The organism is Vibrio sp. J2-3(2022) (assembly GCF_021725735.1).
GTDB classification, from domain to species: Bacteria; Pseudomonadota; Gammaproteobacteria; order Enterobacterales; family Vibrionaceae; genus Vibrio; species Vibrio diabolicus.
On record NZ_JAKKCK010000001.1, the window covers coordinates 1547785 to 1559341 of the forward strand.

At 44.3% G+C, this 11557-nt stretch carries 11 protein-coding genes and 1 riboswitch; of the genes, 6 read left to right on the plus strand and 5 right to left on the minus strand.

From position 1 onward, the window contains the following. The first annotated feature begins 67 nt into the window (after nucleotides 1-67). Nucleotides 68-1363, plus strand: a complete 1296-nt coding sequence (locus L3V27_RS06765; protein WP_237311387.1) for an alpha/beta fold hydrolase — start codon at nucleotides 68-70, stop codon at nucleotides 1361-1363. Between the two features lie 58 nt (nucleotides 1364-1421). Here the strand turns inward: L3V27_RS06765 and L3V27_RS06770 are convergent, their stop codons facing one another. After that, entirely contained in the window at nucleotides 1422-1913 is a 492-nt protein-coding gene (locus L3V27_RS06770; RefSeq protein ID WP_006740790.1) for a GNAT family N-acetyltransferase, read from the minus strand. Between the two features lie 323 nt (nucleotides 1914-2236). Here L3V27_RS06770 and L3V27_RS06775 point away from each other — a divergent pair, with 323 nt between their 5' ends. Beyond that, nucleotides 2237-3217 (plus strand): rhodanese-related sulfurtransferase, encoded by a 981-nt coding sequence (locus L3V27_RS06775; protein ID WP_085342522.1) that lies wholly within the window; start codon nucleotides 2237-2239, stop codon nucleotides 3215-3217. Nucleotides 3218-3287: 70 nt separating this feature from the next. Here L3V27_RS06775 and L3V27_RS06780 read toward each other — a convergent pair whose 3' ends face one another. Next, nucleotides 3288-3593 carry a DUF6482 family protein gene (locus tag L3V27_RS06780; RefSeq protein WP_134646142.1) on the minus strand — a complete coding sequence of 102 codons (306 nt, stop codon included), beginning with the start codon at nucleotides 3591-3593 and terminating at the stop codon, nucleotides 3288-3290. Nucleotides 3594-3701: 108 nt separating this feature from the next. On the opposite strand from L3V27_RS06780, the gene L3V27_RS06785 reads away from it, so the two are divergent. From L3V27_RS06785 to gbpA, 3 genes are all read left to right on the plus strand, one after another. Then, on the plus strand, nucleotides 3702-5183 hold the full coding sequence (locus tag L3V27_RS06785) for a deoxyribodipyrimidine photo-lyase (RefSeq protein WP_134646144.1): 1482 nt from the start codon (nucleotides 3702-3704) through the stop codon (nucleotides 5181-5183). A gap of 80 nt (nucleotides 5184-5263) precedes the next feature. Beyond that, nucleotides 5264-5764: a fasciclin domain-containing protein gene (locus tag L3V27_RS06790; protein ID WP_134646146.1), complete on the plus strand. Its 501-nt coding sequence runs from the start codon at nucleotides 5264-5266 to the stop codon at nucleotides 5762-5764. A 273-nt stretch (nucleotides 5765-6037) separates the two neighbouring features. Further along, nucleotides 6038-6138: riboswitch (cyclic di-GMP riboswitch) on the plus strand. Between the two features lie 105 nt (nucleotides 6139-6243). Further along, nucleotides 6244-7707, plus strand: a complete 1464-nt coding sequence (gbpA, locus tag L3V27_RS06795; RefSeq protein ID WP_237311389.1) for an N-acetylglucosamine-binding protein GbpA — start codon at nucleotides 6244-6246, stop codon at nucleotides 7705-7707. A 53-nt stretch (nucleotides 7708-7760) separates the two neighbouring features. Here the strand turns inward: gbpA and L3V27_RS06800 are convergent, their stop codons facing one another. Together L3V27_RS06800 and L3V27_RS06805 are read right to left on the minus strand one after the other, a co-directional pair. After that, nucleotides 7761-8633 (minus strand): patatin family protein, encoded by an 873-nt coding sequence (locus L3V27_RS06800; protein ID WP_005397800.1) that lies wholly within the window; start codon nucleotides 8631-8633, stop codon nucleotides 7761-7763. A gap of 179 nt (nucleotides 8634-8812) precedes the next feature. Beyond that, complete coding sequence (locus L3V27_RS06805) at nucleotides 8813-9454, minus strand: MarC family protein (protein ID WP_164665928.1); 642 nt, start codon at nucleotides 9452-9454, stop codon at nucleotides 8813-8815. Nucleotides 9455-9649: 195 nt separating this feature from the next. On the opposite strand from L3V27_RS06805, the gene nfsA reads away from it, so the two are divergent. After that, nucleotides 9650-10372 (plus strand): oxygen-insensitive NADPH nitroreductase, encoded by a 723-nt coding sequence (gene nfsA, locus L3V27_RS06810; RefSeq protein ID WP_006740796.1) that lies wholly within the window; start codon nucleotides 9650-9652, stop codon nucleotides 10370-10372. A 65-nt stretch (nucleotides 10373-10437) separates the two neighbouring features. On the opposite strand, the gene L3V27_RS06815 is transcribed toward nfsA, so the two are convergent. After that, nucleotides 10438-11331: a hypothetical protein gene (locus L3V27_RS06815; protein ID WP_006740797.1), complete on the minus strand. Its 894-nt coding sequence runs from the start codon at nucleotides 11329-11331 to the stop codon at nucleotides 10438-10440. Nucleotides 11332-11557 lie beyond the last annotated feature (226 nt).

An 11557-nucleotide genomic window follows, 5' to 3' on the forward strand; every position in this document is an offset into this window, starting at 1 on the left:
AGCATTGGTTCTTCACGCCATTCGCAGTAAAGTAGCGCTACCCCTCAATAAGGAAATAAAGATAACAATGAACGCTCAATCATTTATCGACGCAGGATTGCATTACACTCCCCACAGCTTTACCGTTCCTCTGGATTACCAAGACGTGAGTAAAGGCACCATTGAAGTCTTCGCTCGTGCGGTTTGCCTAGTTGGCGATGAAGAATCGACCAAACCTTGGTTGGTTTACTTTCAGGGCGGGCCAGGCTTTCCCTCTCCGCGTCAAAACGGCAATAACGGCTGGGTAAAACGCGCGCTGCAAGAGTACCGAGTTTTGCTTCTCGACCAGCGCGGTACGGGCAATAGTTCGATGGTTAATCATCAGACTCTGGCTCATTTCACGCCGCAACAACAGGCCGAGTACTTAAGCCACTTCCGAGCGGATAACATCGTGCGCGACGCGGAATACATTCGTGAGCAATTTGGCGTCGAAAAATGGGCGATCTTAGGTCAAAGCTTTGGTGGTTTTTGCTCCCTCACCTATTTGTCTTTGTTCCCAGACAGCTTGCTACAAAGCTATATCACGGGTGGCGTGCCATCAGTCTCGCGTCATGCCGACGATGTGTATGAAGCCACCTTCAAACGCACCATGGAGAAAAACCAAGCGTTCTTCCAGCAATTTCCAAAAGCGCAACAACTCTGCCAAAACATTGCGAATCACTTGCTGGAAAACGAAGAGTACCTACCAAATGGTCAACGCTTCACGGTGGAGCAATTTCAGCAAATCGGCATCAACTTTGGTGTGAGTGATACTTTCTTGCCAACTTACTATTGGCTAGAAAGTGCATTGATTGAAGTGAACGGCAAACAACAACTTCGTTATGAGTTCTTGAACGATATGTTGGCACAGCAAAACTTCCAAACCAACCCGATTTACGCCATTTTGCATGAATCGATTTATTGCCAAGGCTTTGCGTCGAATTGGAGTGCTCACCGTGTTCGCCAAAGCCGTTCAGAGTTTAATTATGAACCTGGCAAGCCATTTTACTTTACGGGGGAAATGGTCTTCCCATGGATGTTCGATCAATACGTCAACCTCAAGCCACTAAAAGATGCCGCTGAAATATTGGCCGCGAAAGAAGATTGGACTGCGCTGTACGATCAAACACAACTGGCTCAAAACAAAGTGCCTGTCAGTTGCGCCGTTTACGCCGATGATATGTTTGTGGAAATGGATATCAGCCGAGAAACGCTCGCGTTAATCCCAAACTCAAAAGCGTGGATCACTAACGAGTACGAGCACAACGGTTTACGTGCCGACGGTGAGCGCGTTTTAGATAAGTTAATTGCGATGGGGAATCAAACCGCCGCTAATTTGAAATAAATACTATAAAAACGCCTCTTCTAGAGGTAAGAGGCGTTTCATTCCTACCATCTTGTTTTTACGAATCTCTTACGCGCTTGGTCATACGTTTCGTCATCACCCGGTAGCCCATTTTATGATAGAAATCCTCACCTTCATGGTTAAATGACGCCACGGTTAAGCCGATTTCTTCTATTCCTTGAGCACACAAATCACTTTCCATCTTATCCATCAGCGATAAACCTATTCCTAAGTTTCGATGGTTCTCTGAAACAATAAGCTCATTAATAAAGCCAACGCGTTTTTCTGGTGAAATCAGCGACTGAACGTTACGAACCGAACCAGAGATAAAACCGACGACCTTTCTTTGCGAGCAAGCAATAAAAGCGCTCACGCTCCCGTCAAAATACTTTTCGAAGGTGCTATATGATTCTCTTAGTTGCGCCAATTCCTTGGGTGGACGATAGAAGTTCGGTTCAGCTTCATAGTGCGATGTATCGAGTTCAACGAGTAATTGTTTGAGCAAGGGAGCATCTTCTTCCCTCAGCCGCCTGATATAAAACTGCTGCATGTCCTTTCCTTGCCAACTGATACGATTATTATTTTGTAGCTCTTGCGCACAACTTTAATGAAGAGCCGAAGAAGGAATCACAGTACAAATTTAAACCAAAAGTGTCGAGTTCAACTTACCTTGTTCTCTACAATTTATGCTTATAATTTGAACACATAGCGATTTTACCCGCGTGACGCTTTGCCGCATCAAAACACCGCTACATCCTGCCTAGCCATAATATCCGCATAATTTGTCCGTATTTCCGACTAATTTAGTCAGGTATACTTCGTGCCGCTAAAATTTTAAGGTCGTTGACCACCTGTATTTTTAAAGGAAACCTCATGAGTCAGTATGTAGTTTGTGCGCTGTACAAGTTTGTTGAGCTGAATAACTATCAAGAACTACGCGAGCCATTACTTGCGTTGATGGAAAAACACCATATTCGCGGGACATTACTGCTGGCAAGTGAAGGCATCAACGGCACTGTTGCCTCTGATCGTGCAGGTATTGATACGCTACTGGAGTGGCTAAACAACGAGCCTCGTTTGACAGGCACCGTATACAAAGAGTCGTACTCTGAGACCCAGCCATTCAATCGCACCAAAGTGAAACTGAAAAAAGAGATCGTAACATTAGGTGTTGAAGGCATCGACCCTCGCCACGTAGTGGGTACTTACGTGAAACCTCAAGAGTGGAACGATCTTATTGCTGATCCTGAAGTGTTTGTTGTCGATACACGTAATGATTACGAAATCGAGATCGGCACATTCAAAGGCGCTGTAAACCCAAATACTGAAACCTTTCGTGAATTCCCAGACTATGTAAAAGAAAACATGGACCCGGAAAAGCATAAGAAAGTGGCGATGTTCTGTACCGGTGGTATCCGCTGTGAGAAATCAACTGCTTACATGAAAGAACAGGGCTTTGATGAGGTCTACCACTTAGAAGGCGGCATTCTTAAATATCTTGAAGAAGTTCCTCAAGAAGAGAGCATGTGGGAAGGTGACTGCTACGTTTTCGATGGCCGTGTTGCAGTAAACCACCAGCTAGAAAAAGCAGATTACGATTTATGTAACGCTTGTCGTCTACCGATCACTGAAGAAGACAAACAGTCAGAATTGTTCGAGCAAGGCGTGAGCTGCCCGAAATGTCACGGCACACACTCAGAAGAACAAATTGCTCGATTCCGCGAACGTGAAAAACAAATTGTTCTTGCAGAACAACGAGGCGAGCAGCATGTTGGTGGCGAAAGTGCCAAGCAAAGAGAAGCTCGACGTGCCGCTAAGTACGCACAAAAAGAAGCTCAGCGTAAACAAGACTAAGCTCGACTCTAATTCTATTTTAAGCGAGCTGCCGTAAGGTGGTTCGCTTTTACTATGCACCAACACTCTTTCAATACAATTTTGTATCCTTCACCAAAACCTCTAGTTGATTGTCTCTTTTGCCTTCGGGTAGCCCCACCATCTCATCATAAGCACTTTGATGTACTAAAACCTGCTTATTTGCTTTGATATTCTTGCACTTTTTTTGCATCTCGATAAGGGAATGAGCCCTCAAAAAGATACCGTTGTCGTCAGTGATGAATTGCGCTTTTCCATCAACTACGACAGATGCTTGATACAATGCGAGATCAAGCGAGTGAATGATCAATTTATCTACGTAGAAGAACTTTTCTAACTTACTCAGTGGTATCGACATGTCTCACCTCCTTGTGAGCAACCTCTACGTTTTAATGAACAAAACCGATCATTAGGTGAGATCTCTTCGGGTCATTTGCGTACAACATCGGAAACAAAGAGGATTCCGATGCAAACAATCAATGTCGTGTGGTTAAAACGAGATTTAAGACTGACTGACCACCAGCCCTTAACACAAGCATTGTCGTTAAAGCACCCAACGGTACTTTTATATATTGTTGAACCGTTGCTGTTAAACAACCCTCACTATTCTGAGCGTCACTGGCGATTTGTTTGGCAATCATTGCAAGAAATGAATGAGACGCTCAAAGCCTATGGACACCGCATCACGGTTCTGTTTGGCGATGCCTTAGCATGTTTTCAATCAATTCAAATGCAATATCAAATCAACGCTGTGTTTTCTCATCAGGAAATAGGGCTCAACTGCACCTTTGAGCGCGATAAGCAAATTGCCGACTGGCTGCATGAGCAGAACATCACGTGGTTTGAGTTCGAGCACGGTGCTGTTATTAGAGGAGCAAAAGACCGGCAGGGTTGGGACAAACATTGGGATTTGGTCATGAGATCCTCCATAAGCCCTCTTGATCTGCAGACCAACTTGTTGCATTCATTGGATGCAGAATCACTCGGCTGCGCGTTTTCGCCACCTTCATCCTGGCTATCAAAATGCAAAGGAATGCAAACGGGAGGAAGCCAACTCGCTTGGAAAACACTGGAGGACTTTTTCAATCGTCGAGGTCGTGATTACTATCGAAGCATTTCTAGTCCCACAGCCTCACGTACAGCCTGTACTCGCCTTTCTCCATACCTCGCTTGGGGTAATATATCCTTGCGTGAAGTTTATCAGTACCTATTGAAACACTGGCAAGTTGTTGGGTTTCGTCGCAGCTTAATTGCGTTGTCTTCACGGCTGCATTGGCACTGCCATTTCATACAGAAATTCGAGTCGGAATACGACATGGAGTTTTACTGTGTTAACCGGGCTTACGAATCGTTGATTAAACAAAGTAGCACTTTCGATGAAGAAAAGTTAGCAGCATGGAAATCTGGATATACTGGCATACCTTTGATCGATGCCTGTATGCGCTGTTTGCATCAGACTGGCTATATAAACTTTCGCATGCGTGCCATGCTGGTTAGTTTTCTCACTCATCACATGAACATGGATTGGCGAACTGGCGTGACGCATTTAGCGCAACTATTCCTCGACTTTGAGCCTGGTATTCATTACCCACAATTCCAAATGCAAGCCGGGGTAACTGGGACCAATACAATCCGGATTTACAACCCGGTTAAGCAAGCCCAAGAACATGACCCTGATGGCGCGTTCATCTATAAATGGGTGCCTGAATTGCAAATGGTCCCCACCCCACTATTGTTCGAGCCCTGGACAATGACACAGATGGAAACCGTCATGTACCACTTGAAACCGGATAGCCGTTACCTAGCGCCTATTGTCGACCTAAATAGCGCAGCTAAAGACGCAAGGGAGCGTCTATGGGCATGGCGGAAACGGGCCGATGTAAAACAAGAAGGCAAACGGATTTTAACGCGACACGTGAGGCCATCGAAAGAAAGCAGGGCTCGTTGATCATCTTTTCATTTAGATGCGTACAAACGAAGACATTCTCTAGGGAAACCGTTGTACCCCCAACTCGTAAGGAACACATTATGTTTAAACGTATCTTGGTTATCACGGCTACATTGATGGCGACTTTATCTTTTATGCTTCCCGTCAAGGCTCATGAGCATGGCATGATGAAGGGTGATATTGTCGACGTTGCCACTGAAAACGGCTCTTTCAATACACTTGTCGCTGCAGTGAAAGCGGCTGATCTAGTCGATACACTCAAAGGAGAAGGCCCATTTACTGTTTTTGCACCAACGGATGACGCTTTTGCAAAACTGCCTGACGGTACAATCGATATGCTCTTAATGCCGGAAAACAAAGACAAGTTAGTATCCATTTTGACTTATCACGTCGTCCCAGGGAAAGTAATGGCTGCCGATGTTGTTAAGCTGGACAAAGCAACTACGGTTCAGGGGCAAGACGTGATGATTAAAACCATGGGCGACAAAGTCATGGTCAACGATGCAAATGTAATGGCAACCGATGTGAAAGCTAAAAACGGCGTCATTCATGTTATTGATACCGTCATTATGCCTAAATAACATGATTCAGAGGGCGGTATATTCCGCCCTTTAAACGGTGCTTCTTCTATCCTTAATACTGCCCCTTCCCTACCTTCGACCCAACAACCAATCACTCATTCACTCCAACTATCAAAAAGACAAAAACAACATCAAAACCAATACCTTAGAAACAAAAAAGCACAATATCAATGAGGTTGGCGTACCGTTACCTTTCAATTTGAGAACATGATTCCATGTCAGTGTCGTTTACTTTTCCACATGTAAATTCTTGAGCTAAATTTTGGCTGCTCAATCACATTTCGGCAAACCATTCGAAAGGGTGGGACGCAAAGCTTCCGGTCTGTCAGCATTCCATCATCAAAAGTAATGCTCATGATAGCGGGGTTGCCATGTTGCAACACTACATTATCCAAAGCATGGATTCATGCAGCGTTGCTTCATGCTCAGCATGCGCCGAGGTGTGACATTAATTTGTCAGCCATAACAGAGGACATGTGATGAAATCCTTCCCAACCAAATCCGTACTTGCATTAGCACTTGCAAGCATTAGCTCAAGTGCTGCGGCTCACGGCTACGTATCAGAAACCAATGATGGTGTCGCTGCAAGTCGCGCGGCACTATGTAAGTATCCAACACCTGATACCAACGAAAAAAATAATAACTGCGGTGCCATTCAATACGAGCCACAAAGTGTTGAAGGTCCTGATGGTTTTCCACAAACAGGGCCTCGCGATGGAAAAATAGCAAGTGCCGAAACCGCTCTAGCTGCCGCTCTTGATGAACAAACTGCCGACCGCTGGGTTAAACGTCCTATTCAATCAGGTACACAGACTTTTGAATGGACATTTACAGCTAACCATGTGACGCGTGACTGGAAATATTACATCACCAAACCTGATTGGAACCCAAATGCCTCACTATCACGCGACTCGTTTGATCTGACTCCTTTCTGTGTAGTCGACGGCAATATGGTTCAACCTCCAAAACAGGTGAGCCATCAATGTAATGTGCCTACGCGAGAGGGGTATCACGTCATTCTGGCGGTATGGGATGTTGGCGACACAGCGGCTTCATTTTATAACGTGATCGATGTGAAATTTGATGGTGACAGTCCAGTCATTCCAGATTGGACGCAAGGCGGTCAAATTATTCCGACGATGGATTTAAATGTTGGAGATTCGGTTTATACGCGCGTATTTGATCAGGCGGGTGAAAACATAGCTTATCGAACCGAGCTAGAAATTACCGATGCAGTCATGGGCAAAGCGAAAAACTGGTCTTACGCTCTAGCAACGAAGATCAACCAAGAGCAAACTAAACTGCAAGCGGGACAGTATGCCGAGGACAAATTCACTCCTGTTTATGGTACTAACCCGGTGTATCTGCAAGCTAATAGCGGCCTTGAGCGTGTAGAAGTCGGCTACAAGATAGAAACTCCCGTTCCAGAGTACTCACTCACAGTAGATGGCTTAGCAGACGAATATATTATTGAGTCAACACCGACAACGTTGGAGCTGACACTAACAGCTGAAGGCGATTTAAACGCAGAACTCACCGTGTACAATCACCACCGTGAGCCACTTGCAAGCTGGGCAGACGAAATGAAAGACGGCTCGGTGGAGGCTATATCGCTCGCTTTAAGCAAATCAGAGCCTGGTCACCATATGCTAGTGACTCGTATTAAAGACAAAGATGGCAACTTGGTGGATCAGCAAACGCTCGACTTTCACTTAAAAGAAGAGTCAGTAACGCCACCACCATCTGGCGAGTACGATTTTGTCTTCCCTGAAGGGCTATCTAGCTACACGGCGGGCACAAAAGTGCTTGCAAGCGACGGTGCCATTTACCAATGTAAACCCTTCCCATACTCTGGTTACTGTGTACAGTGGAAAGAAAGCGCAAACCAATACGAACCAGGAACAGGTTCACACTGGGAAATGGCTTGGGATAAAGTCAACTAAATCGCCCTTTGAACGTTAAGTAAAAAGAGCCTCGCTATGAGGCTCTTTCATTATCAAACGCAAAAATGGCAGTTTTCCCGATCTAAACCATGAACACCTGACAAATTAGCCAAATGAGCCCGCCCTTCAATCAGCCCCATTTCATAACCTTCCAATAGAACGGTTTGTCGCATTGATAAGCGCTGAACAGGAAAATTATCTGGTGGTGCAATCACTCTGACATGCGTTCCCGGTGGAGGATTACGAATAAATTCCAACGATTGATTGTAGTTATCTGCACGTCTTAACATCGCGTCCGCCATTTTAGGATGTTCGGCAAATAACTTCTTCATCAGCCATGTGGTTTTTACTGGCTTCTTGGCATAATTTAGCGGGTGAGAAAGCACAACGGTTATGTCTCGAGCCCCGCGACGATAAGCCTCACGCACCGGGATGGAATCTGCCACCCCTCCATCGGTATAGCAGCCTCCAGAAAAGCAAGGGGTATGCTTGTATGCAATGGGTAACGCTGTTGTCGCTTCAATCGCATGGTGAAAATTATCACGCGTCACGCGATAATAATCTGCCTGTCCTGTATCTACATTCGTCGTCGCTGCCAGAAAAGGAATGCCATTAAACAGTTTATTTTCATCGACGGGATATAAACGATTAGACTCTTCAAACAGCCACTTCACATCAATGAGGTCCCCACCTTTAACGAATCGAGTCGGATCAAAAAAGCGTTTACTCGTTGCCAGCTTAGTAATGACATTAATGCTGCGATGCGGATAGTCGGTCAAATAACCAATCAAGTTTGATGCGCCAGCAGATACACCAATGGCAAAGTCAAACGGTTTATAACTCTGCTCTAAAAACGCATCTAGCACTCCGCTTGCGAAGACACCTCGCATCGCGCCACCTTCCACTACAATTGCTTTTGTTGCCATATTTCCCCCATTATTCTTGCCAAAAGAGTAATGAAATTCGTGCAATCAAAACAATTGAATATTCTTATTATTGAAATAGGTGAAGTCTATTTATTTCTTTCTTAGAAAGTGAAAACTAAAGTTCAAAAAATCCACACCAGCTAGAAATGTAGGTGTGGATTTAGACGAGATGGAGACGCCTATGAGAAAACAGTTTTATAGGCTTCGCCCGCGCCATCAATAAACATTTGAGTACCGATAACCGCTAGGATTAAGCCCATCATTTTCGTCACGACGTTCAGAGCACTCGGTCCAACTGCTTTGACCAATTTTTCTCCAAATAAAAACAATATATAGGTAATAACACACAACACAGCAAAAGAAACGATAGTAATAATGGTTTGATCAAAACCACCCGCCGTAGCAAAGTTCATCGCGGTAGCAATCGTTCCAGGCCCTGCTAATATCGGCATTGCAAGTGGAGAAACGGCAATGCTCAACGCCGCCTGCTGCTGCGCTGGAGAATACGCTTTCTCTTTAGTTTTCTGATGCGTCGAATCACCTTGAAGCATATTAAAACCGATCAAAAACACCAAGATACCGCCCGTTATTCGCAAGGCGTACAGCGTGATACCAAACAAATCAAAAATTAATTTACCGGCAATCGAAAATATCGCAATGATGACAAATGCAATAAAAACCGAACGAAGCGCCATGGAACGCACGGTTTCTTTATCCTCATCTGCCGTTAAACTCAAAAAGATAGGAACATTGGCGATGGGGTTCATGATCGCAAAGAAGCCCATAAACACCGTGACTGTATGAACGATGAGTTCTTTCATATTTTCCACTGCAGTTAAATTGTTGATTCTAAAAACAGTATATACGCTCTCAAGCAGAACGAGTGATGTATTCTCTATTCATCTTCACACTTATGCGCTAAGCATTGTTTTTCTTTTGAGATAGTTTACCGACTCATCAAATATCGCTAAGGTGAGGCTTCAGCCTTTACATGTAACAGGGGATGTTAAGTCACCATGAACAGTACGATACAAACAATTCTCAATCACCGCTCAATTCGAAAGTTCACCTCGCAACCTATTGAAAGCGAACAATTAGAAACGATTCTACAAGCTGGCCTTGCGGCGTCTTCATCAAGTATGTTGCAAGTCGTCTCAATTATCCGCGTTACCGATAAAGAAAAGCGTACGCTATTGGCACAATATGCGGGGAATCAAGGGTACGTTGAAAGCGCTGCTGAGTTTTTGGTGTTTTGCATTGATTACCAGCGCCACGCCAGTATCAATCCTGATGTGCAAGCTGATTTCACCGAGTTAACACTTATCGGTGCTGTTGATTCTGGCATCATGGCACAAAACTGCTTACTTGCGGCAGAGTCTATGGGACTAGGAGGCGTGTATATTGGTGGCTTACGAAACAATGCTCAAAAAGTCGACGAGTTACTAGGCTTACCTAAAAATACAGCCATTTTATTTGGTATGTGTCTTGGTCATCCAGATCAAGCCCCTGAAGTTAAGCCACGTCTACCTGCTCATGTCGTGGTGCATGAAAATCAGTATCAAGACCTAAATTTGGATGATATTCAGGCTTATGACCAAACCATGCAAAACTACTATGCAAACCGTTCGAGCAATCAAAAACAAAGCACTTGGTCACAAGAAGTCACCAGTAAACTAGCTGGCGAATCACGTCCGCACATCCTGCCTTACTTAAACAGTAAAGGGCTCACTAAAAGGTGATGAACACAGTACAATAGGATCAAAAAAGGCCTCTGAAGAGGCCTTTTAATTATCAGTACAGTTAATTAGTTACCGCCTGAACCACCTGATGGCGGATCAACAGGATCAACTGGTTTGCCTGGCTTCGCATCTGGAATCGGTGGCACTACCGGTTTGAAATCATCTACAGGTTTTCCTGCTTCGATCTCTTTTTCAACCTGGTTAACAACATCTTTAGTATCTTCTTCAGATACCTCTACGTAAATAACATCACCAGAATCATTTTTAGGGTAATTTGGGTTCTTCTTAATTACCTCTTCAGTTACAGCTTTGGCTGCTACTGAAATTGCTTTCGGAGAAGCCGTAGGGTTCGCTTTAATGACATCTGAAACTACATTCGCTGTAGCAACCAGTTTAGTCGCTAATGCTTTTGTTGCAGCATCACCACTCTCATCTAACTGCTTAACTACACTTTCAGTATTGCGAAGCAAATCATTAACTGAAACGCCCATCGCATTGACATCAAGACCTAAATCAGCAAACACTTGCTCTGCAACCTCTGGCGTGTAAATTGCACCTTCTTCCAAAGTATCCGTTACTAGAGTAGTAAACGGTGAACCTGTTACAGGTGCATCTGCTTGCGCTAGACCTTTTGGAATTTTGTAATCAGTTGTAATACGTTTACCATTAGATGCATCTACACTCTTATCAGTGTGCTTTAATGTGAAAGTACACTCACTTGGAGCACTAACTACGTCTATGTGACTAATGCGCGCATAGCCAACCATACCTTTGTAGTTTGTTGTCAGTTCATCAGCCTTACCTTTTAAATCTCCACCACAGTCGTAAGAGACTTCCATGCCGATAACAGCTGGATCATAAGCCTGTACTGAGTATGTTTTTACCTCAGGATCGCTGTCACTACCACAACCTGCTAGTAGGACTGCAGCCACACTTGCCGTTAAAAGTTTGATTTTCAAAATTAGCTCCAATATTTGTTGTTATATCCGACCGCAACAGGAAGCATAACGGCAGTTGCATATGGTGTAAATAGGATGCATACAACTTTGGCATGAGTTTTTTCACATTCCTGCCTGTTTACATGTGCAAAATCATGCATTCATCTCAATAACGCTAAATAGACATAATTTTGTCATGTATTCGTAAGTATTTTTTAAGTATGTAGTTGCCTTTATTGCAACCAGA

What these genes read in the sequence shown, in the direction of transcription:
- L3V27_RS06765 (WP_237311387.1), top strand. Translation starts at nt 68, where the DNA reads ATGAACGCTCAATCATTTATCGACGCAGGATTGCATTACACTCCCCAC.
- L3V27_RS06770 (WP_006740790.1), bottom strand. Translation starts at nt 1,913, where the DNA reads ATGCAGCAGTTTTATATCAGGCGGCTGAGGGAAGAAGATGCTCCCTTG.
- L3V27_RS06775 (WP_085342522.1), top strand. Translation starts at nt 2,237, where the DNA reads ATGAGTCAGTATGTAGTTTGTGCGCTGTACAAGTTTGTTGAGCTGAAT.
- L3V27_RS06780 (WP_134646142.1), bottom strand. Translation starts at nt 3,593, where the DNA reads ATGTCGATACCACTGAGTAAGTTAGAAAAGTTCTTCTACGTAGATAAA.
- L3V27_RS06785 (WP_134646144.1), top strand. Translation starts at nt 3,702, where the DNA reads ATGCAAACAATCAATGTCGTGTGGTTAAAACGAGATTTAAGACTGACT.
- L3V27_RS06790 (WP_134646146.1), top strand. Translation starts at nt 5,264, where the DNA reads ATGTTTAAACGTATCTTGGTTATCACGGCTACATTGATGGCGACTTTA.
- gbpA (WP_237311389.1), top strand. Translation starts at nt 6,244, where the DNA reads ATGAAATCCTTCCCAACCAAATCCGTACTTGCATTAGCACTTGCAAGC.
- L3V27_RS06800 (WP_005397800.1), bottom strand. Translation starts at nt 8,633, where the DNA reads ATGGCAACAAAAGCAATTGTAGTGGAAGGTGGCGCGATGCGAGGTGTC.
- L3V27_RS06805 (WP_164665928.1), bottom strand. Translation starts at nt 9,454, where the DNA reads ATGAAAGAACTCATCGTTCATACAGTCACGGTGTTTATGGGCTTCTTT.
- nfsA (WP_006740796.1), top strand. Translation starts at nt 9,650, where the DNA reads ATGAACAGTACGATACAAACAATTCTCAATCACCGCTCAATTCGAAAG.